This window comes from Microbacterium sp. JZ101, assembly GCF_053903175.1.
Map to the genome: position 1 here is coordinate 315,113 of NZ_CP096400.1, position 25,855 is coordinate 340,967.

The following is a 25,855-nucleotide window of genomic DNA, read 5'->3' on the forward strand; positions in this document are numbered from 1 at the left end:
CATCGAAGGGAACCCATGACCACCGACCTCCGCGCGTTCGCGCGCGCCCTGCCGAAGGCCGAGCTGCACCTCCACCTCGAAGGGACCCTCGAGCCGGAGCTGAAGTTCGCGCTCGCCGCCCGCAACGGCATCGCGCTCGTCGAGAAGACCGTCGAGGACGTCGTCGCCAGCTACGACTTCACCGATCTGACGAGCTTCCTCGCCGTGTACTACCCCGCGATGACCGTGCTGCAGACCGCCGACGACTTCCACGATCTCGCGTGGGCGTACCTCCAGAAGGCGAGGGAGCAGGGCGTCGTCCACGTCGAGATGTTCTTCGACCCGCAGGCGCACACGAGCCGAGGGGTGCCGTTCGCCGACGTCATCGCCGGCTACCGCCGTGCGGTCGTGCGCGCGCAGGATGAGCTCGGCGTCTCGGCCGAGCTCATCCTCTGCTTCCTCCGCGACTTCACGGCGGAGCACGCGATGTCGACCCTCATGGAGGCGCTGCCCTACCGTGCCTGGATCATCGGGGTCGGACTCGATTCGGACGAGCGCGGCAACCCGCCGGCGAAGTTCGCCGAGGTGTTCGCCCGTGCGAAGGCGGAGGGCTTCTTCACGACGATGCACTGCGACATCGACCAGCCCGGCTCGATCGAGCACATCCGCCAGGTGATCGAGGAGATCGGCGTCGACCGCATCGACCACGGCACGAACATCGTCGAGGACCCGGCGCTCGTCGCCGTCGCCCGCGAGCGCGGGCTCGGCTTCACGACCTGCCCCGTATCGAACTCGTTCGTGACCGAGGAGATGAAGGCGGACGAGATCGTCCAGCTCCTGCGCGAGGGCGTGCGGGTGACGGTCAACTCCGACGATCCGGCCTATTTCGGCGGCTACGTCGCCGACAACTACGTCGCCCTCGCGGAGCACGCGGATCTCTCCGCCGCCGACCTCGCCCGGCTCGCGATCAACTCCTTCGAGGCCGCGTGGCTCACGCCCGCGCGCCGCGCGGCCTACATCGCATCGGTCGTCGACTGCGCGCAGGCGCACGGCGTGCCGCTGCCGGAGTGAGCGCTACGCTCCGAGCAGCGCCCGGATCGGCTCGATCGTGAAGTACACGACGAAGAGCGCGCCGACGAGCCACATGAGCCAGTGCACGTCGCCGACCTTGCCGCGGGCGAGCTTCACGATGATGTAGGCGATGAAGCCCGCGCCGATGCCGTCGGCGATCGAGTACGTGAACGGCATGATGACGATCGTGAGGAAGGCCGGCAGGGCGACCTCGATGTTCTTCCAGTCGATGCCGGCGACCTGCGTGAGCATGAGGAAGCCGACGAGCACGAGCGCGGGGGCCGCGGCCTCGTAGGGCACGAGCGCGACGAGCGGCGCGAAGAGGGTCGAGAGCAGGAACGCGATGCCGGTGACGACCGACGCGAGGCCGGTCCGCGCGCCGTCGCCGACGCCCGCGGTCGACTCGACGAAGGCGGTGTTCGAGGACACCGAGCCCACGCCGCCCGCGACGGCGCCGAGCGAGTCGACGATGAGGATCTGCTTCGTGCGCGGCGGGTTCCCGTTCGCGTCGAGCAGCTTCGCCTCGGCGCCGATCGCGACCATCGTGCCCATGGTGTCGAAGAAGTCGGCGAGCAGCAGCGTGAAGACGAGCAGCACGAGGGTGACGATGCCGATGCTCTGCACCGAGCCGAGCAGGTTGAACTGCCCGATGAGGGAGAAGTCGGGCACGGCGATGACGCCCGAGAACGTCGGGGGCGAGTTGAAGCCGCCGGGGTTCTCGTCGCCGCGCGCGCCGATGTGGAGGGTGTTCTCGAGGAGGATCGCGAGCGCGGTCGCGACGAGGATCGAGATGAGGATGGCGCCCTTCACCCGGCGCGCGCGCAGGACGATCGCGAGGACGAGCCCCACGACGAAGACGAGGATCGGCCACGTGCCGAGGTTGCCGAGGGCGAGGATGGTCGCGCCGTCGCCGGTCACGAAGCCCGCGTTCGCGAGGCCGATGAGCGTGATGAACAGGCCGATGCCCGCCCCGATCGCGGTCTTCAGCGGCGTCGGGACGGCTCGGAAGACGGCCTCGCGGAACCCGGTGAGCACGAGGAGCAGGATGAGCAGGCCCTCGATCACGATGACGCCCATCGCGTCGGCCCAGGTCACGCCAGGGATCGCGGCGATCGAGTAGGTCACGACCGCGTTGAGGCCGAGGCCCGCCGCCATCGCGAGCGGGAAGTTCGCCACGACGCCCATGAGGATCGACATGATGCCCGCGATGAGAGCGGTCGCCGACGCGATCATGCTGAGGTTCGGAGCGTCGCCGCCGCCGAGGAACTCTCCCGTGCCGTCCGCCGACGTGCCGATGATGAGCGGGTTCAGCACCACGATGTACGACATCGCGAAGAAGGTGACGAGGCCGCCGCGGATCTCGGTGCCGACGGTCGAGCCGCGCTCGGTGATGCGGAAGAAGCGGTCGAGGGCGCCGCGGGGCGCAGGGGTGCTCATCATAGGGTCATCGTTCCATCGGGGTGAGGGGTGGAGCCGCACGGGTCACGGGTTCAGGATGGCAGTTGCGGGCTGCGCGCGCATCGACCCGCCTGTCTTCGACAGGCGTAGTCTAGATGTCAGGGTTCATGCAAAGGCATGGATCTTCGCGCAGGAGATCGAAGGGAACATTATGTCATTCGACGGAAGGGTCGCCCTCGTCACGGGCGGCGGATCGGGCATCGGCGAGGCCATCGCGAAGGACCTGGCGGCCCACGGCGCGAAGGTCGTCGTGACCGACATCGACCTGGATGCCGCGCAGCGCGTGGCCGACGACATCGCCGCTGCCGGGGGCGAGGCCGCGGCGTTCCGCGCCGACACCTCGGTCGCCGAGGACAGCGAGAAGGCGGTCGCGTTCGCCAAGGAGACGTTCGGCCGCCTCAACTACGCGGTCAACAACGCAGGGATCGGCGGCCGCCAGGCGCCGACCGGCGAGATCGACGTGGATGACTGGAACCGCGTCATCGGCATCAACCTCGACGGCGTGCTCTACGGCATGCGGCACCAGATCCCCGCGATGCTCGAGGCCGGAGCCGGCGAGAGCGCGATCGTGAACATGGCGTCGATCCACGGGATGGTCGCCGCGCTCGGCAACTCCGCGTACACGGCCTCGAAGCACGCGGTCGTCGGCCTCACGAAGAACGCCGCCGCCGAGTACGGCGCGCAGGGGCTGCGCATCAACGCGGTCGGGCCCGGCTACATCGACACCCCGCTCCTGCAGAAGCTGCCCGCCGAGGCGCTCGAGGCGCTCAAGGCCAAGCACCCGCTCGGGCGGCTGGGCCGGGCAGAGGAGGTCGCGAAGGTCGTCAGGTTCCTCCTCTCAGACGACGCGTCGTTCGTGACCGGCGGCTACTACCTCATCGACGGCGGCTACACCGCCGTCTGACCCTCCTGCAGCAGTCGCCACACGCGCTCGCGGGTGAACGGCTGATGGAAGGGGCGCCGGCCGATGGCGCGCGCGATCGCGTTGCCGATGGCCGGCGCCACGGGGTTGTAGGGGGACTCGCTCATCGACTTGGCCCCGAACGGGCCGAGCGCGTCGGCGGTGTCGGCGAAGAGCACCTCGGTGTCGGGGATGTCGGCCGACTGCGGAACCCGATACGTGCGGAACATCGGATTCCGCACGACCCCGTCCTCGACGAGCACCTCCTCGTACAGTGCGCCGCCGATGCCCTGGGCGACGCCTCCCTCGACCTGGCCGCGGCACTGCGCGGGGTTCATGACGAAGCCCGCGTCGGCCGCGTGGACCGACTTCAGGATGCGGACGACGCCGGTCTCCGGGTCGACGGCGACGCGGACGGCGTGCACGTCGAACGCGAGGGAGCGGCGGTCGCCGTGCTCCTCGCCGGCCGCGGTGATCCCGTCGGGCCCCGCGAGCTCCGCGAAGGGGATGACGCCCGCCGGGGTCGCGACGCCCTCGGCCGTGGGCGCGCACTCCGCCGGGGAGGCGCCCGTGCGCGCGGCAGCGAGCCCGACCATCCGCTCGCGCAGCGCGAGGCAGGCGGCGTGGAGCGCCTTGCCGGCGACGGTCGTGCCGGCCGACGCGAACGCGCCGGTGTCGTGCGGAACGAGCGCCGTGTCGGCGTGGGCGAGCCGGATCATGGAGAGCGGCACGCCGAGCGCGCTCGCCGCGATCTGCCGGTGGACGGTGGTCGTGCCGTTGCCGAACTCGGCCGTGCCCGTGCGCAGCTCGAAGACCCCGTCGGGCCGCAGCGATGCCGACGCGTGCGCCACGTGGCCGAAGGGCGCCATCGTCGCGATCATGGCGGCGGCCATCCCCTCGCCGACGAGCCAGCCGTCGGGCGCGGTCTCGCCGTCACCGCGCTGCATCGCCTCCTGGGCGAGGTCGAGGCACTGATCGAGCCCGTAGCTGCCCCACACGAGGTCGTCCTCGACGTGGCCGTCGGCCGCGAGGATGGGGTCGCCCTCGCGCACGGCGTTGCGGCGCCGGACCTCGAACGGATCGAGACCGAGCCGCTCGGCGAGCATGTCCATGGCCGACTCGATGCCGAGCATGACCTGCCCGAGGCCGTATCCGCGGAAGGCCCCCGACGGCGGGTTGTTCGTGTAGACGACCTCGGCGTCGAGCCGGAGCACGGGCGTGCGGTAGATCGTGACCGACTCGGCGACGCCGTGGAAGAGCACGCCGAGCGCGTGGTTGCCGTACGCGCCGGTGTCGCTCAGCACGTCGAGGCGCATCGCCGTGAGCCGGCCGTCGGCATCCGCGCCCAGCTCGACGCTCACGCGCATCGGATGCCGCACGGGCGCGCGGAGGAACTCGTCCGCGCGGGAGAACTCGTACGCGGCGGGGCGCCCCGTGCGCAGCACGGCGAGCGCGACGAGGTCCTCCGCGAGGAGCTCCTGCTTGCCGCCGAAGCCGCCGCCGACGCGGGGCGCGAAGACGCGGACGCGCTCGCGCGGCAGCTCGAGGATGCGCGCGAGCTCGTCGCGGGTGAGGAACGGGACCTGCGTCGACGAGCGGATGGTCAGGACGTCGCCCTCGAGCCATCCGACCGCGCCGTGCGTCTCGAGCTGCGCGTGCGACGTGCGCGACGTCTGCCAGGTGCCCGCGACGGTGACGGCGCTCGCCGCGAGCGCGGCGTCGATGTCGCCGCCCCGCCCCGTGTGGACGGCGCCGACGACGTTGCGCGCGGCATCCGCGACGCGGTCGTCGGGCGTGCGGTCGGGATGGATGGCCGGAGCACCCGGTGTGCGCGCGGCCTCGGGGTCGAAGACGGCGGGGAGCGGCTCGTAGGCGACCGCGATGAGGCCGCAGGCGCGCTCGGCCGCCGCCGCGGTCTCGGCGACGACGGCCGCGACGCGCTGGCCGATGTGCCGCACGACGTCGTCGAGCATGCGCGTGTCGTCGGGGTCGTCGGTGCGGTGCTCGTGGCGCCCCGTCGAGTAGCGGATGCCGGGCACGTCGCGGTGCGTGAAGACCGCCACGACGCCCGGCACCGCCTCGGCCGCGGTCGTGTCGATGGACGTGATGCGGGCGTGCGAGTGGGGCGACGACAGGACGCGCAGGATGAGCGCCCCGTCCGGCACCTCGTCGAACGTGTACGGCTCGCGCCCCTGCACGATCCGGCGGGCGGCCTCCGGCACGACGGACCGGCCGACGCCGCCGGCCTCCTCCTGGGACGAGCCGGGCCCGGTCTCGCGCCCGGCCGTGAGCGTCGACGCGATCGCCTCGCGGATCGGGCGGTATCCCGTGCAGCGGCAGAGGTTGCCCTTGAGGCGCCGGTCGAGGTCGCGCTCGTCGCCCGGGTGCAGGCACGACGCGGTCACGCTCATCCCCGGCGTGCAGAACCCGCACTGGAACCCGAACCCGGTCGCGAGCGCCTCCTGCACGGGGTGGAGCTCGTCGCCCGGAGCGAGCCCGGCCGCCGTCGTGACCGCGACGCCCTCGGCGCGCACGGCGGGGATGAGGCACGAGTGGACAGGGACGCCGTCGAGGAGCACGCCGCACGCGCCGCAGTCGCCGGCATCGCAGCCCTTCTTCACCTCGGTGTGCCCGTGCTCGCGCAGGAGCGTGCGCAGGCACTGACCAGGGCGCGGATCGGCGTCGACGGGGGAGCCGTTGACCGTGAGCCTCATTCCGCGTCTCCTTCCGCGAGGGCCGCGCGGCAGCGCTCCGCGAGGACGACCGAGACGCCGCGGCGCCAGTCGGCGGCGCCCAGGGGGTCGGTGTACCAGCCCTCGGCGCCGGCCACCGCCGCCCTCAGGTCGGCCGCGCTCGGGAGGGATGGCCAGCGCAGCACGACGGGGCGCTCGACGCTCGCCGTGATGCCGAACACCGCGGCTCCGCCCTCGTCCACCCGGCCGGTCACGACGGCACCCGAGCGCCCGAGCTCGGCGAGCGCGATCCGGCGCAGCGCGGCCCGCGCCCGCAGGGCCCGCGCGGGGATGTCGATGGCGCGGATGATCTCTCCCGGGCCGAGCGCGCTCAGGCCGTTCCCTGCCGGGATCTCGGCCACGGGCATCCGGCGCTCGCCTCCGTCGGGGGTCCAGACGAGCGCCTCGGCGTCGAGGGCCGCGCCGAGCGCGACCATGGCCGCCGCGGCGTAGGACTGGGCGATGTTGCCGCCGACCGTCGCGGTGTTCCAGATCTTGAAGGAGGCGAGGAGGGCGTGCGCGGCGTCGGCGAAGAGCGGCACGGCCGTCCAGGTCGGATCGGGGCGCAGCGCGTCGCGGCCCTCCGCGAACGCGACGAGGCGTGCGATGGGGCAGGTCGCGCCGATGCGCAGGCCGTCGGCCGACGGCTCGAGGTCGGGCCAGCCGAGCGTCGTGAGGTCGACGAGCCCCGTGATGAGCGGGCTCGGCGCGCTGAAGAGCAGCGTGCCGCCCGCGAGCGGCACCTCGCCCGGCGCGAGGGCGAGGTCGGCGCGCGTGCGTGCGCGCCGATAGGTCTCGACGGCGTTCAGATCCATGACGCCCGCTCCGCCAGCGCGCGCGATGCGGCGGTCGCCCGCTCGGCGATCCGCCCCTCGTCGGAGGAGACGAGCACGTCGTCCGCCACGACCGTGCGCCCGCCGACGAGAAGCCGCCGCAGCGGCGGCAGGGCGCCCAGGCCGAGCGCCGCGACCGGGTCGAGGATGCCGGCGTGCTCGACGCCCCCGATCCACCACACGGCGACGTCCGCGAGCAGTCCGGGCTCGAGCGCCCCGATCGCGTCCTCGCGCCCGAGGACGCGCGCGCCGCCGGCCGTCGCCATCCGAAGGGCGTCCCGCACGCTCATCCCGTCAGCGCCCGAGCGGAGCCGGCCCATGAGCACGGCCTCGCGGATCTCGACCCCGAGCTGCCCCGACTCGTTGGACGCCGCCCCGTCGACGCCGAGGCCGACGGGCACGCCCGCGTCGAGCATCGTGCGCACGGGCGCGATCCCGGCCGCCAGCCGCCCGTTCGACGACGGGCAGTGGGCGACCCCCGTGCCGGTGGCCGCGTACCGCGCGACGGCGGCGTCGTCGAGGTGCACGGCGTGCGCCATCCAGACGTCGTCACCCAGCCAGCCGAGGCCCTCGAGATACGCCGTCGGCGACATCCCGAAGCGCTCCGCGCAGAACGCGTCCTCCTCGGCGGTCTCGGAGGCGTGCGTGTGGAGGCGGACGCCCAGGGCGCGAGCCAGAGCCGCCGATTCGCGCAGCAGGTCGCCGGTGACCGAGAACGGCGAGCACGGCGCGATCGCGATGTGGATGCGCGAGTCCGGGCTCGGGTCGTGCCAGCGCTCGACCGCCTCCTGCGATGCGCGGAGGGCGGCGTCCGTCTCCTCGACGGCGGCGTCCGGCGGCAGCCCGCCCTGCGAGGCGCCGAGGTCCATCGACCCGCGGGTCGCGTGCAGCCGCACGCCGATCTCGTCCGCGGCCGCGACGAGCGCGCCGACGATGTCGCCGGAGCCCTGCGGGAAGACGTAGTGGTGGTCGGCGACGGTCGTGCAGCCCGAGCGGGCGAGCACGGCCATCGCGCCGGCGGCGCCCTCGCCCGTGAGGTCGGCGTCGATGTGCGACCACAGGGGGTAGAGCGCCGTCAGCCAGTCGAAGAGGATGGCGTCCTGCGCGCGCCCTCGGGTGAGCCACTGGAAGAGGTGGTTGTGGGTGTTCACGAGGCCCGGGGTGACGAGGCAGTCCGTCGCGTCGACGACCTCGGCGCCCGCGCGCAGCTCGGGCGGAGCGGCCCCCGCTCCCACCGCGGCGATGCGCCCGCCCTCGATGACCACGTGACCCGTGCGGTGCTCGGTCCCGTGGTCATCGACGGTGACGACGTAGCCGCCCTCGATGATCGTGCGGGCGGGTGCGATGGTGCTCATGTCGCTCCTGGGGTCTGTGACGGACGTCGCAGTCCCCGCCCTGACGTGCGCGGAGTCATGGTGATAGGACACGCTCACGCCGATCCTAGGAACCCCGTGTCACGGCGGTGTTACGCGGAGGAGCCGCGCACGCGGCCTCGGCCGCCGGGCGGTCGCGGTGCAGCGGCCCGGTCCGCTCGCGCAGCGGCGCGCCGGTTCCCCCATGCCGGGCGGCGAGGATCTCCGCGAGGATCGCGACCGCCGTCTCCTCGGGCGCCGAGCCGCCCAGATCGAGCCCGAGCGGGGCGTGCAGCCGCGCGAGGTCGGCGTCGGAGACGCCCTCCGCCCGCAGGAGCTCGGCGCGCCGCGCGACGGTCGCGCGGGCGCCGAGCGCCCCGACGAACCCGATCGGCAGGGCGAGGGCCTGGCGGATGGCCGGCACGTCGAGCCGCGCGTCGTGGGTGAGCACGCACACGGCCGTGCGCGCGTCGACCGCGCTCTCCGGAAGGCGCGCGAGGTGCTCGTGCGGGAGGGCGGCGACGAGGTCGTCGGCATCGGGGAAGCGCTCGCGCGTGACGAGCAGCTCCCACGGATCGACGACGGTCACGGCGAAGCCCGCCGCCGCGCCGACACGGCAGAGCGCCGCGGCGTGCTCGGTCGCGCCGGCGAGGATGAGGCGCGGTCGCGGGGCGCTCGAGACCGCCAGCACCGCCGGACGGCCGACGACCCGGGTCTCGGCGAGGAGCGCCGCGGCATCGAACGCGGCCGACGACGCGGGGCCGAGGTCGCGCGAGGCGACGATCCGACCGCGGTCCGCGCCCTCCAGGACGATCCCCGCGGTCGCCGCGCGGCCATCCGCCGCCCGCTCGAGCGCCCGCATCGCGACGGGGTCGGCGGCGCGGACCTCGTAGGCGATGACGTCGACCTGGCCGCCGCACGCGAGGCCCGCCGCGTGCGCCGTCCGGTCGTCGAAGCCGAAGGTCGCGGTGCGGGCGACGCCGTCGGCCAGCACGGCGTGCGCGAGGACGACCGCGTCGCCCTCGACGCATCCGCCCGAGATCGAGCCCACGACCTCGCCCTCATCCGTCACGGCCATCGACGCGCCGAGACCCCGGGGCGCGCTGCGCGCGACGCGGGTCACGGTGATCACCGCGGCGCGTCGGCCGCGCGCGAGCCGATCGAGGAGAGCCGACGCGAGTTCGAGCATGCTCCACGCTATCCCTCCCCATGTTTCACGGAGAAGACAGGAGCGCTGTGAGATCGGCGCGCTACGGTCGGAGGATGGCGGCGATCTGCGGGATCGTGCTGGCGGCCGGCGCCGGCACGCGCTTCGGCGGGCCCAAGGCGCTCGCGCGCACGGCGGATGGCACGCCCTGGCTCGCCCGCGTCGTCGCGGCGCTCGAGGAGGGCGGCTGCGATCGCGTCGTCGTCGCCCTGGGAGCGCGGGCCGCAGCGGCGCGCTCACTCGTGCCGGACCGCGCCGACATCGTCGTGGCATCCGACTGGCAGGACGGCATGTCCGCCACCCTGCGCTCCGCGCTCGCCGCGTCTGCGGGCGCGGACGCGGTGGTCGTCGCGACCGTCGACGTCCCTGAGCTTCCGAGCACGGCCGTCCGGCGCGTGCTCGCGGCCGCGGGCGATCCGCCGACCGCCCTCGCGCAGGCCGTCTACCGGGGCCGGCCCGGCCATCCGGCCGTCATCGGCTCCGCGCACGTCGACGCGCTGACGGCCTCGCTGTCGGGCGACCGGGGAGCGCGCCCCTACCTCGTCGCGAACCGCGTGCGCGAGGTCGAGTGCGGCGACCTGTGGTCGGGCGAGGATATCGACACGCGCTGAGGGAGGCGAGAGACGCCGAAGCGGCCGGATCCATCGGGATCCGGCCGCTTCGGGTGCGCGGTGTCAGCTGCGGCGCGTGCGGGCGCGGGCGACGAGCGCCGTTCCGAGCGCGATGAGCGCGAGCGCGGCGGCCACGAGCGTCGCGGCCATCGTGATGCCGGTCGGCTCGAGCTCCCGCTGCTCGTCCGCGGTCGGCTCCTCGCGGGTGTCCTCGGGCGCCGTGTCCTCGGGCGCCGTGTCCTCGGGGGCAGCCTCGGGCGTCGACTCGGCCGGCGGAACCGGCTGCTCCGACTCCGGGGCCTCCGACTCGGGCGACTGCTCCGGGGCGGGGGCCTGCGGCGCCGGCGTCTCCTCGGGGCGCGGAGCCTCGGGCGAGGGCGACCCCTCGGGCTTCGGCGTCTCCTCGGGCTCGGGGGTGCCCGCGGGCGCCTCCGGCTCGGGCGTCTCCTCGGAGTCCGGTCCGCCCGGGCCCTCGCCGAAGTCCGGCGTCTCCTCCGGCCGGGGCGTCTCGCCCGGCTGCTCGGACCCGGGCGTCTCACCCGGACCGGGCGTCTCACCCGGACCAGGCGTCTCGCCCGGCTCCTCGGGGCCGGGCGTCTCGCCCGGCTCCTCGGTCGCCTCGATGAGGGTGAAGGTGCGCACGGCCGAGACCTCGACGGCGCCGTGCGGGTCGCGCGTCTCCACGAACCAGCCGTGGTCGCCGAGCACCTCGAGCGGCCACTTGACCGCAGCCACAGTGCCGCTCTCGACGCCGGCGAGGGCGTCGATCTCGTTCGCGGTGAGGATCTCCGCCGTGAACGCGGAGGTCGCGAGCGTCTTGTCGCTCGGCGCGATCCCGAGATCCGCGTAGGGCACCTCGAAGTCCTGGTGCAGGTAGGGGTCCTCGGCGGGGCCCAGCAGGCTCGGCTCGTCGGAGTTGTAGCGCTGGAGCGACGGCGAGAACGTGCGCACGGCCATCCGCTGCCCGACGTTGTCGAACTGCAGCAGGCGCAGGAAGCCCTGACCGCCCTCGGGCAGGCCCTGGTAGTCGAACAGCATCGCGTGGACCTTGCGGTCGGCGACGCCGTCGCCGTCGTCGTCGAACTCGTCCACGCGCGTGAACGCGTCGTGGTAGTGCCCCGAGAAGACGAGTCGCACGTTGGGGTTGGTCGCGACGACCTCGTCCATGATCTGCTGCGGCACGGGTCCGAGTCCGCCCGTCGTGAGCATGAACTCGTGCAGGTTGATGATCGCGATGCGCTCGGGGTGCTGCGCGAGCACCTCGTTCATCCAGTCGATCGCGCTCTGCTGGGGGTCCCATCCCATGTAGAGCATGATGAAGTCGATCCCGCCCGCGGTGATGAGGTCGTAGTGACCGCGGTTGTCCTCGAAGCTCTCGCCGTACCAGGGTCGGTCGGCATAGCGCGCCTCCCCGAAGTACCGCGAGAAGTTCGCGTAGTCGCTCACGCCGTGCCCGACGTCGTGGTTGCCCGCGAGCACGCCGTAGGGCATACCGGCGTCATCGAGGCGCGCGTACTGCGGGGAGGCGTTCAGCCACTGGTACTCCTGGTCGTAGTCGTCCACGACGTCGCCCGTGTGGATGAGGTACTGGATGTTCTGCGCCTCGCGCTGCCCCAGCACGTAGTCGTGGATCGCCGCCTGGTGCTGGGTGAACTCCTCGTTGTAGTACTGCGTGTCCGACTCCCACGCGATCGTGAAGTCGTACTCCGAGCGGGGCGTGTCGTCGGGGTGCGCGGGGGCGACCTCCGAGTCGCGCGTCGAGAGGTTCGCGCCGGCGAATCCCTCGGAGTGCTGCACGAGCGCCGTGATCACGCCGTCGTGCGCGGCTTCGGCCACGGGGATGGAGCCGGTGAGCGTGAACTCCTCGCCCTCCGACGCCGTGAGGTGACGCGAGATCTCGATCCATGAGGCGCCGTCGGCCGCGAGCGCGTACAGGATGACCTGCGCGTGCGCGTCGGCCGAGCCCGACCAGGTGAGGCGCGCGGTCGCGCCCTCGCCCGCGTCGTCGGGGACGGCGACGTCGAACGTGTAGTACGGCAGCGCGTCGGTCGACGTCACGGGGGCGAGCCCCGTGGTCGTCGGCAGGTCCGCTGCGGCCGCTGCGGCACCGGCGGATGGCGCGGGCTCGGCCGACGGCTCGAGGTCGCGCTCGAGGGCCGACGCGTCGTGCGTCGTGCCGCTCACCGCGGTCACCTCCTCATCGCCCAGCTCGAAGCGGTGCCCCTCGCGGAACGACACGTCGAGCGGGTCGCCCGTGGGGTCGGTGACCGTCGCCTGCAGGATGACGTCGCCAGCCTCGACCTCGGCGCCCTCATCGGGGGCGAAGCCGTCGGCGCCCGGCTGCTCCTCGGGCACCGTGAAGGTCGTCGTGGACTCGCCCGCGTTGCCGACGTGGTCGGTCGCCGTGACGGCGAGCACGTGCTCCCCGGCTGCGAGCTCGACGGAGGAGGTCCGCGTGCCGAGCTCGACCGGCTCGCCGTCGAGGGTCGCGACGACCTCCGCGACGCCCGAGCCCGCGCCATCCGACACCTCGGCGTCCAGGACGATCTCGCCCTGGTACACGCGCCCGTCCTCGATCGCGGGTGCGATCTCGGGGGCCGTGTTGTCGACCGTGACCTGCGCGGTCGCGGCGTGCGTGCCGTCGGTCGCGCTCACCTCATGGGCGCCGTCGGCGGTCGCCGTCGTTTCCCAGTCGTGTGCGACCGCCGTGAACGCGTCGTCGGGGATCGCGAAGACCGACGCGAACATGTCGTTCTTGCCCGCGCTGTCGCCCATCTGGATGATCCGCGTCGGGTCGTCGTAGCCCTCGGGGCGCAGCGTGCGCCCATCCGGCAGGACGAGCCGCATGCCCGAGATGACGAAGTCGTCGTTGTTCTCGAACTCGTCGATCCACGGGCCGGCCTTCGTGCCCGCCCAGATGTCGACCGAGAGCGGCGCACCCTGCGCGATGTGCTCGAGCGGCACGGGGACGGCGATCGTCTCGGTGCGCTCGTACGTGCCCTCGTCGAAGATGTGCAGGATCTCCTCGCCGATCCGCACGCCGTTGCGGAAGTAGAAGTCGGTCTGCGACGTCTCGAACACGAACTGCGGCTCGTGCTCGAGCGATGCGCGCGTCGGCACCGACGCGCCGTCGATCGCGAGGTCGAGCGCGGGCGGGAAGTCCTCTCCCGCCGCCGACACGGTCGTCGTGCCGCCCATGAACTGCCCGTCCGACACATTGAGGCGGACGGGATCGGTCGACGCGCCCGCGACCGGGACGCGGCGGGTCTCCGTGCGGATCTCGTTGACGCCGTCGGTCGCGACGACGGCGTACTCGTACCAGCGCTTGCCCATGAGGTCGGCGGCGCCGACGGTGTGCCGGTAGGCCGCCTCGTCGTCCGCGGCGTGGACGAGGTTGACGACGCGCGACTCCGGGTCGACGTCGTTGCGGATCTCGAGCGAGACCGTGCGCACGCGCACGTCGTCGGTCACGGAGAGATCGACCGTGAAGCCGGCGGCCGGGTCGATCTCGGCGACCGTGCGGTCGGCAAGAGACGGCGCGACCGCGTCGTCGGCCACGACCGCGAGGCCGGACGGCACCTGATCGACCTGGACGCGACCCGGCGACGCCGCGCGCGCATCGACGATCGACTGCAGGGCGAGGTCGTCCGAGGCGGTGTAGCGGATGCCGCGATCGGCGTCGACGTCGTCGGCTCCCGCCATGTTGTAGTACGCGCGGTTGATGCTGAAGCCCGTGTTCGTGCGGATGTCGAGACCGCGCGCCGAGCCGTTGGCCATGCCAGCCGACGCGATCTCGACGAGGCTCTCGCCGGCGACGAGGTCGGTGCCGAACTTCGCGTTGAAGTCGGCGGCGCCGAGACCCGCGTTGCCGGCGTTCTTGATCCAGAGGACGAGCGTCTCGCCGCCCGGGATCACGACGTCGCGCGGCGACGACGGCCACAGCGCCTCGTTGGTGTTCGTCTCGTAGTCCTGCGGGTACAGGTAGGTGATCGCGTAGTCCGCGAAGTCGATCGGAGCGCTCGTGGCGTTGTAGACCTCGATGAACTCGTAGCCGTCGGCGCCGCCGACGTTCTCCGAATCCGGGAGCACCTCCGTGATCTGCAGCGGCGCGGCGACGACCGACGGGTCCGGCTCGAGCACGCCGATGTCGGCCGGATCGCCGGGCGTCGGCTCAGGCGTCGCGGTCGGCTCGGGGGTCTCGGTGGGCTCGGGCTCGGGCGTCGTGGGCGTGAGCTGCGCGGGCGAGACCGCGCCGGGGGTCATCGCCGTGCGGGTCGCCACGACCGGGGCGGGCTCGCCGACGGCGGATGGCACCGAGAAGTCGACGCCGAGATCGGTCGCCATCGAATCGGTCGGGTAGAACGACCAGGTGAGGATGCCGTGGGCGTCGCTCACGCGGATGCCGCGCCCGACGCCGTTGGCCATCCCCGGCTGTCCGGTCACGCGGAGCACCTGCGTGCCCTCGGGCGTGCCGGTGGCCGCGCGGAACTCGTCCGCCGTGCGCGCGAAGGAGTCGAGCGTGCCGTCGCTGTTCGCGTAGCTCACCCACAGCACGACCGACCCGCCGGGGGCGATCGTCGCGTCGCCGTCCACCGTGAGCGCGACGTCGCGCGCCGTGTCGGCCGAGTCGACGTAGGTGTACGCGAAGGAGAGGCTCGAGAGCGGCACGGGCGCATCGGTCGGGTTGGTGACCTCGATGTACTCGAACTCGTCGGCTCCCGCGGGATTCGCGAGGATCTCCGACACGAACACGGGCGGCGTGGCACCTCCTTCCGCCGCGGTCGCCGAGACGGGGACGAGGGCAGCGCAGCTCGCGAGGATCACGGCGGTCGTCGCGAAGGCGAGCGACCGCGTGAGCCCCGGGCGCGCCGAACGATGTTCGGGCATGAGGGTGCTTCCGGGAGAGATGCGGGAGAGGGGCCGTCGAGACGGCGATGACCCGCACGCTAGCGATCCCGGTCAACCTCGCGGTGACGCCCGCTGTCCGAACGGTGAACGACAGGTGTCGAAAGAGGGGCCGCACCGAGGGGTGCGTCCGCGATCAGGTCCGGATGACGACGTTCTCGGGCTCCTCGCCCCGCGCCATCCGCTCGGCCTGCCGCGCGATCAGGCGCGCGATCCGCGGGCGCATCGCGCCGCTGTTGCCGCCGACATGCGGGGAGATGAAGACGCCGTCGAGCGACCAGAGCGGATGGCCCTCCGGAAGGGGCTCGGGGTCGAACACGTCGCTCGCCACGCGGATGCGCCCGCGGCGGACGTGCTCGACGAGCGCGTCGGTGTCGACGGTCGGCCCGCGGCCGACGTTCACGAGGAGCGCGTGCTCGGGGAGTCGCCCGAGGACAGCGGCGTCGATGAGGTGGCGCGTCTCCTCTCCGCCCGGGAGCGCGTTGACGAGGATCTCCGCGCCGGGAAGCAGCTCGTCGAGCTCGTCGAGCGCGTGGACGTGCAGCCCGTCCTCGTCGCGCGCGCGGGAGGCGACCGGCACGAGGTCGACCTCGAAGGCCGCGAGACGACGCGCGATCGCCTTGCCGACGCCGCCGAAGCCGAGCAGCACGATCCGCCGATCGGCGAGCCCGGGCATCCGGAAGCTGTGCCACTCGCCGCGCTCCTGGCTGTGCACCATCCGGTCGAGACCGCGCTGCGCGAGGATCATGAGACCGACCGCGAGCTCGGCGGTCGCGGTCTCGTGGACGCTCGCCGCGTTCGCGTAGACGGTCCCCGGAGGCAGGCGCTCCTCGACGCCGTCGAAGCCGATGGCCTGCGCCTGCACGAGACGGCACTCGAGCTCGGGCAGCCGCGCGAGCATTCGGCCCTGGCGCATGTACGGCGGCACGACGATGTCGATGCGGTCGCGCGGCGGCGCATCCTGCCCGTCCCACAGGACGACGTCGATGTCGAGCGCGGGGTCGAGCAGCGCCGTCACGTCGGCGACGAGCTCGTCGGTGGGAACGGAGAGCGTCAGTGCAGTCACGCTTCGAGGCTACCGGCGCGGGCACGCCGAAGCCCCGGGGAGTGCCAGGCCCGCGGTTCGCGCCAGGCCCGCCATTCCCGAGGAGGATGCCGCTTTCCCAGGACGGATGGACGCGATCCGGTCCTGGGAAAGCGCGATCCTCCTGGTTTCGGGAGGGTGCCCCGGCCGCTGAGCGCGCTACGCGGTCTGCGCGACGACGGCCGCGATGGCCGACTCGAAGAACCGCAGCCCGTCGATGCCCGAGCGCATGGCGGCGGGGGTGCCGGGGCCGAAGCCGGGCTCCACGGCGTGCTCGGGGTGGGGCATGAGGCCGACGACGTTGCCGCGCTCGTTCGTGAGGCCGGCGATGTCGTCGAGCGAGCCGTTGGGGTTCACACCGAGGTAGCGGAACGCGACCTGGCCCTCGCCCTCGATGCGCTTGAGCGTCTCGTCGTCGGCGATGTAGCCGCCGTCGGCGTTCTTGAGCGGGATGACGATCTCCTCGCCCTGCTCGAACGCGTTCGTCCAGGCGGTCGACGCGTTCTCGACGCGGAGGCGCTGGTCGCGGCGGATGAACTGCTGGTGCGCGTTGCGGATGAGGCCGCCGGGAAGGAGGTGCGCCTCGACGAGCATCTGGAAGCCGTTGCAGATGCCGAGCACCGGCATGCCCTTCGCCGCGGCGTCCGCGACCTCGGCCATGATCGGCGCATGCGCGGCGATGGCGCCCGCGCGCAGGTAGTCGCCGTACGAGAACCCGCCGGGGAGGATGACGGCGTCGACGCCCTCGAGATCGTGCGAGCCGTGCCAGAGCGCGACCGGCTCGGCGCCCGCGATCCGCACCGCGCGCTGGGCGTCGCGGTCGTCGAGGGAGCCGGGGAAGGTGATGACCCCGATGCGGGCGGTCACTCGACCACCTCGATGTTCACGACATCCTCGATGACGGCGTTCGAGAGGATCTCGTCGGCGACCGTCTTGGCCTCGGCGAGCACCTCGTCGGTGACCTCGCCCTCGACCGTGAGCTCGATGCGCTTGCCGATGCGGACGTTCTGGAAGGCGCCGTGGCCCAGACGGGCGAGCGACCCGGTGACGGCCTTGCCCTGCGGGTCCAGCAGCTCGGCCTTGGGCATGACGTCGACGACGATGGTGGGCATGAGATGAGCTCCGGATGTCGCGGGCGGGGAATCGGGACCATTCTAGTCGCCGAGACCCGCGCCATCCGCCGCGCTGCCGTGGGACGCTGGTCGCGGTGCTCGGCTCAGCGCCCCACGGCGTAGCCCTGGGCGCCGCGCGGGTTCGCCGCGGCGCCGAGCAGCCCGGTCCGCGGGTCGCGCGTGACCGCGGAGAGGCGCCCGAGGGCCCATGCGCCGGCGCGGGTCACGGCGTGGCCGCGGCGCTCGAGGCCCGCGATGACGTCGTCGCCGAGTCGGTCCTCGACGACTGCGCCGCCGGGCGTGCCCGTCCGCGGCCAGAACGAGCCGGGGAAGGCCGTCGTGTGGAAGGCCGGCGCGTCGATCGCCTGCTGCGGCGACCATCCGCCCACGAGCACCCGGAGCAGGAAGAGCAGCTGCCACTGATCCTGCTGATCGCCTCCGGGGGAGCCGAGCGCCATGACCGGCTCGTCTCCCTCGAGCACGAGGGTCGGCGTGAGAGTCGTGCGCGGTCGCGCGCCGGGGCGGAGCGCCGACGGCGACGTCTCATCGAGCCAGGTCATCTGCAGGCGCGTGCCGAGGCAGAAGCCGAGGCCGGGAAGGGCCGGCGACGACTGCAGCCAGCCGCCCGACGGCGTCGCCGAGATGATGTTGCCCCACCGGTCGACGACGTCGACGTGGCACGTGTCGCCGCGGGCGACCCCGCGGGCGTCGGTCTCGAGTCCGCTCTCGGAGGGACGGGCTCCCGGGACGGTCGGCTCGCCGACCCCCGCTGCGAGCTCGGCCGCGTCGCGGTGAAGCGGGCGGATGGTCGGCGCCGGGCGGCCGGGCAGGCGTCCGGGGCGCGGGGCGAGCGCCGCCCGATCGCCGATCAGGGCCCGCCGTTCCGCGGCATATTCGTCGGAGAGCATGTACGCGAGGTCGTCCGAGGAGAGCTGCTCGCCGTACCAGGCCTCGCGGTCGGCGAAGGCGAGCCCCAGCGCCTCGAGGATCGTGTGCGCTCCGAGCTCGGTCGACGGGTCGAGTCGGTCGTCGTCGAACCCCTCGAGGATCTTCAGGGCCTGCAGCAGGACGGGGCCCTGCCCCCATGGCCCGGTCTTCGCGATGGTCCGTCCGCGGAACGTCGCGGTCGTCGGATGCTCCCAGCTCGCCGAGAACGCCTCGACATCCGCGCGAGAGAGCACGCCGGCGTGATCGCGGCCGTCGGAGTGGCGGTGCGGTGTGCGAGCGAGCTCCTCCGCGGCGCGGCCGAGGATCTCGCGCCACCGCACCCGCGCGGCGTCGATCCGCGCGACGCGGGTCCCCGCGACGGCCGCGGCGTGGGTCGCGACCTCCTCGAGCAGCGCCGCGTACTCGGGGTTCGTCACGATCTCGCCCGGGCGCGGGATGCGGCCGCCGGGCATCCACCGCTCCGCCGAGGTCGGCCAGTGGTCCCGGAAGAGCGCCGACACGCCCTCGATCGTCGTCACCACGTTGCGGAGGACGGGATGGCCCTCCCTGGCGCACCCGATCGCGTAGGCGAGAGCATCCGCCGGCTCCCATGTGCCGTGGTCGCGCAGGAGGAGGAGCCACGCGTCGACGGCACCCGGGACGGCCGCCGCGAGCGCGCCCGCGCCCGGGACGAGGTCGAGGCCCTCCGACCGGAAGTGCGCGACCGAGGCGGCCGAGGGCGCCGGGCCCTGCCCGACGAGCACGCGGGGAGGGGTGCCGGCAGGTCGGATGATCGCGGTCAGGTCGCCGCCGGGCCCGTTGAGGTGCGGTTCGACGACGTGGAGCGTGAAGGCCGCGGCGACCGCGGCGTCGAAGGCGTTGCCGCCGCGCTCGAGCACCGACTGGGCGACGCCGGTGGCGGTCCAGTGCGTCGAGGCGGCCATCCCGAACGTGCCGGTCAGGTCCGGTCGCGTCGTGAACGCAGCAGGTGTCGAGAACGCCATGTCCTCCACCCTCGCATCGAAATTTCGACCTCGGCCGTCGAAATATCGACTTGACGGATGTGAGAGCGCTCCCATAGAGTCCGTGAGCATGTCGTGGGAGCGCTCTCACGACAGGTCCCACACCCACCACAAAGGAGTGACAGTGAACACTCGTGCCTTCCGCCGCGGAGCCGCCGCGGTCAGCGCCCTCGCCATCGGCGGTCTCGCCCTCGCGGGCTGCTCCGGCTCGTCGCAGGGCGCCGACGCCGCCGATCCCGACGCTCCCGTCGAGATCTCGATCTCGACCTTCAACGACTTCGGCTACACCGACGAGCTCCTCCAGGAGTACATGGACGAGCACCCGAACGTCACGATCGTCCACAACAAGGCGGCGACGTCGAACGACGCCCGCGCCAACTTCTTCCAGAAGCTCGGGAACACGGGCCTCGCCGACATCGAGGCGGTCGAGGTCGACTGGTTCGCCGAGATGATGGAGTACGCCGACCTGCTCGCGCCGGTGCCCGAGGACCTCAAGGGCCGCTGGCTCGACTGGAAGGAGGCCGCGGCGACCGACGCCGACGGCAACCTCGTCGCATACGGCACCGACATCGGCCCGCAGGCGGTCTGCTACCGGTCCGACCTCTTCGAGGCAGCGGGCCTGCCGACCGATCGGGCCGAGGTCGCGGGCCTCTTCACGACCTGGGACGACTTCTTCGCCGTGGGCCAGGAGTACGTCGACAAGACGGGCAAGCCGTTCATCGACTCCGCGAACTCGGTGCTGCAGGGCCTCATGAACCAGATCGAGGTCACCTACGAGGAGGCCGACGGCACCGTCGTCGCCACCGAGAACCCCGACGTCCAGGAGGCGTACGAGACGGTCGTCGAGAAGGCCGTGCCGATCTCGGCCTACGCGGGCCAGTGGAGCGAGGACTGGTACGCCTCGATGGCCAACGGCGAGTTCGCCGCGATGCTCTGCCCGGGCTGGATGCACGGCATCATCTCGGGTGAGGCGCCCGACATCGAGGGCTGGGACATCGCCGACGTCTTCCCGGGCGGCGGCGGCAACTGGGGCGGTTCGTACCTCGTGATCCCGGCGAACGGCGAGAACGTCACGGCCGCGCAGGAACTGGCCGACTGGCTGACGTCGCCCGAGACGCAGGTCAAGGCGTTCGTGAACGCGGGCACGTTCCCGAGCCAGCCCGAGGCGTACGAGGACGCCGAGCTCACCGGCTTCTCGAACCCGTACTTCAACGACGCGCCGACCGGCGAGATCGGCATCGCGCGCGCCGAGGCCGTCGAGGTCTCGCCCGTGAAGGGGCCGAAGTACTTCCAGTTCCACGACGCGCTGCAGAACGCGGTCACCCGGGTGTTCGACGGCATCGAGGACGCCGACACGAGCTGGGACACGTGGGTCGAGGAGGTCTCGGCGTTCTGACGCCCCTCCGTCTCCCCGACGCGGGCGGCCGGCCCCGGCCATCCGCCCGCGTCGGGGGCAGGCGACCGCCAGCCCCGACCATCCGCCCGCTCCTTCCGAGGGAACCTCCGTGACCGTCACCGCCACTCGCCCGACGCGCGCCGACGCGCCGCCGCCGGACCGGCCCATCCGCGTGCTGTCCTTCTCCCAGCGCCTCAGCCGCTGGGACCTCAAGCTCTCGCCGTACCTCTACATCTCGCCGTTCTTCGTGCTGTTCGCGATCGTCGGCCTCTTCCCGATCATCTACACGGGCGTCATCTCGTTCATGGACTGGGACCAGGTGCGCCGATCGGGCGAGTTCATCGGCTTCGACCAGTACGCGTGGATCCTCACGCAGCCGAAGTTCTGGACGGCGCTCGGCAACACCTTCAGCATCTTCCTGCTCTCGAGCGTGCCGCAGCTCATCCTCGCGATGTTCATCGCGGCGATGCTCGACCGCCACATCCGCGCACGGACGTTCTGGCGGATGAGCGCCCTCCTGCCCTATGTCGTCGCACCCGTCGCGGTGGGCCTCATCTTCAACGCGCTCTTCGCGGACAAGTCCGGAGCGATCAACGGCTTCCTGTCGCTCGTGGGGATCGGTGCGATCCCGTGGCACGTCGAGCCGTTCTGGAGCCACGTCGCGATCGCCACGATGGTGAACTACCGCTGGACGGGGTACAACGCGCTCATCCTGCTCGCGGCGATGCAGGCCATCCCGCGCGACTACTACGAGGCGGCGACGGTCGACGGGGCGAACGCGTTCCGGCAGTTCTGGAGCATCACGCTCCCGTCGCTCAAGCCGACGCTCATCTTCGTGATCATCACCTCGACGATCGGCGGCCTGCAGATCTTCGACGAGCCGCGGATGTTCGACCAGTTCGGGCGCGGAGGCTCGGCCCAGCAGTGGCTCACGATCACGCTGTACCTCTACGACATCGGGTGGGGCGAGTGGAACTTCGGGCGCGCAGCCGCGATGGCCTGGATCCTCTTCCTCATCATCCTGGCCATCGGCCTCATCAACCTGCTCATCACCCGGTCGCTCGTGCGCGACGAGGGGACGCGCGGGCGGCAGCTGTCGCGACGCGAGCGTCGAGCCCTGAAGCGAGCGGAGGCCCGCCGATGACCGCCACGTCCGCACTCGTCCTCGAGGAGGCACCGCGCCGGTCCCGCACGGTGCGCATCCGCGGCGCCCGGCCGGGCTTCTGGGTCTACGCCGGACTCGCCGTGGTCCTCGTCGCGAGCCTCTTCCCGCTGTACTTCTCGTTCCTCATCGGATCGGGCGACTCCACGACGCTCCGCGACCCCGCGCGGTCGTGGATTCCCGGGGGCAACTTCATCGCCAACGCGCTGAGCGTGATGAACGATCCCGCCGTGAACTTCTGGCTCGCGCTGTGGAACTCGCTCTGGAGCTCGACGGTCATCGCCGTGAGCGTCGTCGTGTTCTCGACGCTCGCCGGGTGGGCGTTCGCGAAGCTGCGCTTCCGCGGCGGCAAGGTGCTCCTGTCGTTCGTCGTCGCGACGATGGCGGTGCCGCAGCAGCTGGGCGTCGTGCCGCTCTACATCCTCTTCAGCGAGATCGGATGGACGGGGCAGATCGGCGCGATCGTCGTGCCCGCTCTCACGAGCGCCTTCGGCGTGTTCTGGATGACGCAGTACCTCCAGCAGGCAGTGCCCGACGAGCTCATCGAGGCCGCTCGGATGGACGGCGCCTCGATGATCCGCACCTTCTGGACGGTCGGGGTGACGGCCGCGCGGCCTGCCGCCGCGATGCTGTTCCTCTTCACGTTCGTCACGGCGTGGAACAACTTCTTCTGGCCGTTCATCGTGCTCGACCGGCAGAACCCGACGCTGCCCGTGGCGCTCTCCCTGCTGCAGTCGAACTACTTCGTCGACTACTCGATCGTGCTCGCGGGGGTCGTGCTGGCGACGCTTCCGCTGCTGCTGCTGTTCGCGGTGGCCGGCAAGCAGCTCGTCAGCGGCATCATGGCCGGCGCGGTGAAGGGATGATGTCCTTCATGACCCGAACCTTTCCGGACCACTTCCTCTTCGGCGCGGCCACGGCGGCCTATCAGATCGAGGGCGCGGCGTTCGAGGACGGACGCACCGCATCGATCTGGGACGCGTTCGCACGCGTGCCGGGAGCCGTGATCGACGCCGACAACGGCGACGTCGCGTGCGACCACTACCACCGCTACCGCGATGACGTCGCGCTCATGAAGGACCTGGGCCTGCAGGCCTACCGGTTCTCGACGTCGTGGTCGCGCGTGCGCCCCGACGGCGGGGCGCCCAACGCCCGCGGCATCGACTTCTACAGCCGCCTCGTCGACGAGCTGCTCGAGGCCGGCATCCTGCCGTGGCTCACGCTCTATCACTGGGACATGCCGCAGGCGCTCGAGGAGAAGGGCGGATGGACCGCCCGCGACACCGTCGACCGCTTCGTCGAGTACGCGATCACGATGCACGAGGCGCTCGGCGACCGGGTCACGCACTGGACGACCTTCAACGAGCCGTGGTGCTCGTCGTTCCTGTCGTACACGGCCGGCGCTCACGCCCCCGGCCGGCAGAGCGTCCGCGACGGCCTGCTCGCGTCGCACCACCTCCTGCTCTCGCACGGGCGCGCCGTGCAGGAGCTGCGGGATCGCGGTGCGCAGGAGCTCGGCATCACGCTCAACCTCACGAACGCCGAGCCGGTGGACCCCTCGGATCCGGCCGACCTCGACGCCGCGCGGCGCATCGACGGCCAGTTCAACCGGTGGTTCCTCGAGCCCGTCTTCCACGCGACCTATCCCGGCGACATCGTCGAGGACATCCGCGCGGTCGACGCGGCCGCGGTCGACGAGTTCCAGGCGGCCGTGCGCGACGGCGACCTGGCGACGATCTCGACGCCCCTCGAGTTCCTCGGGGTGAACTACTACCACGGGGAGTACGTGTCGGGGCGGCCGTCGTCGACGCCCGTTCCGGGCGGCGACGCACCCACCGATCGGCACATCGAGCCCGCCTTCCCGTCGCACGAGGGGATCCACTGGCACGAGCGCGGGTACGAGCGGACGAACATGGGCTGGGAGATCGACCCGGCCGGGCTCACACGGCTCCTGCAGCGCGTCTCGGACGAGTACGCGAGCGCGGCCGGCGTGCCCCTCTACGTCACCGAGAACGGCGCGGCGGGCGACGACGCCATCGCGGATGGTCGCATCGACGACGCGCAGCGCGTCGCGTTCGTGCGCGACCACGTCGAGGCGGTGGGCGCGGCGCTCGACGAGGGCGTGGATGTGCGCGGCTACTTCTACTGGTCGCTCATGGACAACTACGAGTGGGCGTGGGGCTACGCGAAGCGCTTCGGCATCGTGCACGTCGACTACGAGACGCAGCAGCGCACGGTGAAGGCATCCGGCCGCGCCTACGCGCGCATCATCGCCGATCGCGCGGTCTGACCGCCGCCCGGAGGCGCCGTGCTGCGGAGCGCGGCGCCTCCCGCGGGGTGCCCGGATGGCGGGGGTGCGCGGCGGGGCCCGGTCGCGAGAAGATGTCCTGAAGACAGAAGGAGCCTCCCGATGAGCGCGGATGCCGACGCGGGGCGCGTCCCGGCGACGCTGGAGCAGGTCGCCGCGCGCGCGGGGGTGTCGCGCTCGACCGTCTCGCGCGTCGTCAACGGCGGGGAGCGGGTGAGCCCCGAGGCGCTGGAGGCCGTGCGCCGCGCGATCGCCGAGCTCAACTACGTGCCGAATCGCGCAGCGCGCTCGCTCGCGAGCCGGCTGACGCATGTCATCGCGCTCGTCGTCCCCGAGGACACGACCCGCTTCTTCGGCGACCCGTTCTTCGCGGCGATCGTCACCGGGATCAGCAACCGCCTGTCGCGGTCGGATCACATGCTGAACCTCATCATCGCCTCGGACGATCCGGGCGACAAGGCGACGACGTTCCTCGCGGGCGGCAACGTCGACGGCGCGCTCGTCGTCTCGCACCACACGAGCGACACGTACATCGACCGGATCTCGGCCTCGGTCCCCGTCGTGTTCGGCGGGCGCCCCGCGCGCGAGCGCGTCGACGACTACTTCGTCGACGTCGACAACGTCGCGGGCGGCCGCGTGGCGACCGAGTACCTGCTGAGCCGAGGGCACCGCCGCATCGGCACGATCACCGGTCCGCCCGACATGCCGGCGGGCGTGGACCGGCTCACGGGCTTCCGCGATGCGCTCGCGGAGGCCGGGATCGAGGCGGGGCCGGTCGTCGACGGCGACTTCACCTCGGTCGGCGGCGCGGCCGCGATGCGCCGCATCATCGAGAGCGTCGACCGGGGCGAGGCCGAGTGGCCCGACGCCCTCTTCGTCGCGAGCGACCTCATGGCGCGCGGTGCGCTCGAGGTGCTCGCCACGGCGGGCAGGCGCGTCCCCGACGACATCGCGATCATCGGGTTCGACGACTCGCCCGTCGCGACGAGCGTCGCCCCCGCGCTCACGACCATCCGCCAGCCGTCGCTCGAGCAGGGCGAGGCGATGGCCGACATCCTCCTGGCGCGGCTCGCCGGGCAGTCGCCGCCGCGCGTGACCATCCTGCCCGCCGACCTCGTCGTGCGAGACAGCGCGTAGGGCTGTCGGATGTCGGCGGTGCGCGGGATGCTGTCGACATGGACATCGAGGTGCGCCCCGCGACCGTCTTCGACGACGTCAAGGTGCTCCTGGGCCCGAAGCGCCCCGATGCGAGCGTGTGCTGGTGCCTGAGCCACCGCCTGCCCTCGAAGGTCAACAGCGCGCTGCACGGCCCCGAGCGCGGCGCCTTCGTGGCCGAGATGTGCGCATCCGATCTGCCGCCGGGCGTCCTCGCGTATGACGACGGCGAACCGGTCGGATGGGCGGGGGTCGCTCCCCGCGCGCACACGCAGTTCGCGCGGAGCACGAGGATCCCGCACGTCGAGGGCCCCGAGCCGTGGTCCATCTGGTGCCTGAGGGTGCGCCCGGGGCACCGCGGCCGCGGCATCCTGCCGCCGCTGCTCGACGGCGCCGTGGCGTTCGCGATCGAACGCGGCGCCGCGGCGATCGAGGGGTATCCCGTCGACAACGGCGACCGGAAGGTCGATCTGACGATGGCCTTCGTCGGCTTCCGGTCGCTGTTCGAGCGGGCTGGCTTCCGCAAGGTCGCCGACACCGACTCCGTGTCCGGCGGCATCCCGCGCGTGCTCATGCGGCTCGAGGTCGCCGGCTCGCCCTCGACGGAGGCGGAGGGTGCTCGCTAGCGTGAGAGCGTGCC

19 protein-coding genes are annotated in these 25,855 nt (G+C 72.4%); 9 read left to right on the forward strand and 10 right to left on the reverse strand.

Annotated features, from left to right (window positions below; translation table 11 throughout):
• The first annotated feature begins 15 nt into the window (after window positions 1-15).
• Window positions 16-1,050 carry an adenosine deaminase gene (add, locus tag M1D56_RS01420; RefSeq protein ID WP_456284446.1) on the forward strand — a complete coding sequence of 345 codons (1,035 nt, stop codon included), beginning with the start codon at window positions 16-18 and terminating at the stop codon, window positions 1,048-1,050.
• Between the two features lie 3 nt (window positions 1,051-1,053).
• Here add and M1D56_RS01425 read toward each other — a convergent pair whose 3' ends face one another.
• On the reverse strand, window positions 1,054-2,487 hold the full coding sequence (locus M1D56_RS01425) for an NCS2 family permease (protein ID WP_456285255.1): 1,434 nt from the start codon (window positions 2,485-2,487) through the stop codon (window positions 1,054-1,056).
• A gap of 172 nt (window positions 2,488-2,659) precedes the next feature.
• On the opposite strand from M1D56_RS01425, the gene M1D56_RS01430 reads away from it, so the two are divergent.
• Window positions 2,660-3,412 (forward strand): SDR family NAD(P)-dependent oxidoreductase, encoded by a 753-nt coding sequence (locus M1D56_RS01430; protein WP_374727761.1) that lies wholly within the window; start codon window positions 2,660-2,662, stop codon window positions 3,410-3,412.
• Here the strand turns inward: M1D56_RS01430 and M1D56_RS01435 are convergent.
• The 4 genes from M1D56_RS01435 to M1D56_RS01450 form a co-directional block, all read right to left on the reverse strand.
• Window positions 3,397-6,123 (reverse strand): molybdopterin-dependent oxidoreductase, encoded by a 2,727-nt coding sequence (locus M1D56_RS01435; RefSeq protein WP_456284447.1) that lies wholly within the window; start codon window positions 6,121-6,123, stop codon window positions 3,397-3,399. The genes M1D56_RS01430 and M1D56_RS01435 overlap by 16 nt on opposite strands.
• Window positions 6,120-6,956 (reverse strand): FAD binding domain-containing protein, encoded by an 837-nt coding sequence (locus M1D56_RS01440; protein ID WP_456284448.1) that lies wholly within the window; start codon window positions 6,954-6,956, stop codon window positions 6,120-6,122. The genes M1D56_RS01435 and M1D56_RS01440 overlap by 4 nt, the downstream gene beginning before the upstream one ends.
• Window positions 6,947-8,329 (reverse strand): 8-oxoguanine deaminase, encoded by a 1,383-nt coding sequence (locus M1D56_RS01445; protein WP_456284449.1) that lies wholly within the window; start codon window positions 8,327-8,329, stop codon window positions 6,947-6,949. The genes M1D56_RS01440 and M1D56_RS01445 overlap by 10 nt, the downstream gene beginning before the upstream one ends.
• Before the next feature lie 85 nt (window positions 8,330-8,414).
• Window positions 8,415-9,515, reverse strand: coding sequence for an XdhC family protein (locus M1D56_RS01450; RefSeq protein ID WP_456284450.1), 1,101 nt, complete (start codon window positions 9,513-9,515; stop codon window positions 8,415-8,417).
• A 74-nt stretch (window positions 9,516-9,589) separates the two neighbouring features.
• Between M1D56_RS01450 and M1D56_RS01455 the strand changes: the two genes are divergently transcribed.
• A complete protein-coding gene (locus tag M1D56_RS01455; RefSeq protein ID WP_282979289.1) occupies window positions 9,590-10,144 on the forward strand; it encodes a nucleotidyltransferase family protein in 555 nt (184 codons plus the stop codon).
• 63 nt (window positions 10,145-10,207) lie between these two features.
• Here M1D56_RS01455 and M1D56_RS01460 read toward each other — a convergent pair whose 3' ends face one another.
• The 5 genes from M1D56_RS01460 to M1D56_RS01480 form a co-directional block, all read right to left on the reverse strand.
• Window positions 10,208-15,031 carry a lamin tail domain-containing protein gene (locus tag M1D56_RS01460; RefSeq protein ID WP_456284451.1) on the reverse strand — a complete coding sequence of 1,608 codons (4,824 nt, stop codon included), beginning with the start codon at window positions 15,029-15,031 and terminating at the stop codon, window positions 10,208-10,210.
• Window positions 15,032-15,185: 154 nt separating this feature from the next.
• On the reverse strand, window positions 15,186-16,115 hold the full coding sequence (locus M1D56_RS01465) for a 2-hydroxyacid dehydrogenase (protein ID WP_456284452.1): 930 nt from the start codon (window positions 16,113-16,115) through the stop codon (window positions 15,186-15,188).
• Window positions 16,116-16,292: 177 nt separating this feature from the next.
• Complete coding sequence (purQ, locus tag M1D56_RS01470) at window positions 16,293-17,000, reverse strand: phosphoribosylformylglycinamidine synthase subunit PurQ (protein ID WP_271173448.1); 708 nt, start codon at window positions 16,998-17,000, stop codon at window positions 16,293-16,295.
• A complete protein-coding gene (gene purS / locus M1D56_RS01475) occupies window positions 16,997-17,245 on the reverse strand; it encodes a phosphoribosylformylglycinamidine synthase subunit PurS (RefSeq protein WP_282979291.1) in 249 nt (82 codons plus the stop codon). Before purS ends, purQ begins: the two co-directional genes overlap by 4 nt.
• A gap of 104 nt (window positions 17,246-17,349) precedes the next feature.
• Window positions 17,350-19,176: a gamma-glutamyltransferase family protein gene (locus tag M1D56_RS01480; RefSeq protein ID WP_456284453.1), complete on the reverse strand. Its 1,827-nt coding sequence runs from the start codon at window positions 19,174-19,176 to the stop codon at window positions 17,350-17,352.
• A gap of 142 nt (window positions 19,177-19,318) precedes the next feature.
• On the opposite strand from M1D56_RS01480, the gene M1D56_RS01485 reads away from it, so the two are divergent.
• The 6 genes from M1D56_RS01485 to M1D56_RS01510 all read left to right on the forward strand — a co-directional run bounded on the left by M1D56_RS01485 (window position 19,319) and on the right by M1D56_RS01510 (window position 25,841).
• Window positions 19,319-20,590, forward strand: coding sequence for an ABC transporter substrate-binding protein (locus tag M1D56_RS01485; RefSeq protein WP_456284454.1), 1,272 nt, complete (start codon window positions 19,319-19,321; stop codon window positions 20,588-20,590).
• Between the two features lie 109 nt (window positions 20,591-20,699).
• Entirely contained in the window at window positions 20,700-21,734 is a 1,035-nt protein-coding gene (locus M1D56_RS01490) for a carbohydrate ABC transporter permease (protein ID WP_324012892.1), read from the forward strand.
• Window positions 21,731-22,618 carry a carbohydrate ABC transporter permease gene (locus M1D56_RS01495; RefSeq protein ID WP_456284456.1) on the forward strand — a complete coding sequence of 296 codons (888 nt, stop codon included), beginning with the start codon at window positions 21,731-21,733 and terminating at the stop codon, window positions 22,616-22,618. The genes M1D56_RS01490 and M1D56_RS01495 overlap by 4 nt, the downstream gene beginning before the upstream one ends.
• Before the next feature lie 8 nt (window positions 22,619-22,626).
• A complete protein-coding gene (locus tag M1D56_RS01500) occupies window positions 22,627-24,042 on the forward strand; it encodes a GH1 family beta-glucosidase (protein WP_421075004.1) in 1,416 nt (471 codons plus the stop codon).
• 120 nt (window positions 24,043-24,162) lie between these two features.
• On the forward strand, window positions 24,163-25,197 hold the full coding sequence (locus M1D56_RS01505) for a LacI family DNA-binding transcriptional regulator (RefSeq protein WP_271173455.1): 1,035 nt from the start codon (window positions 24,163-24,165) through the stop codon (window positions 25,195-25,197).
• 38 nt (window positions 25,198-25,235) lie between these two features.
• On the forward strand, window positions 25,236-25,841 hold the full coding sequence (locus M1D56_RS01510; protein WP_456284457.1) for a GNAT family N-acetyltransferase: 606 nt from the start codon (window positions 25,236-25,238) through the stop codon (window positions 25,839-25,841).
• Window positions 25,842-25,855 lie beyond the last annotated feature (14 nt).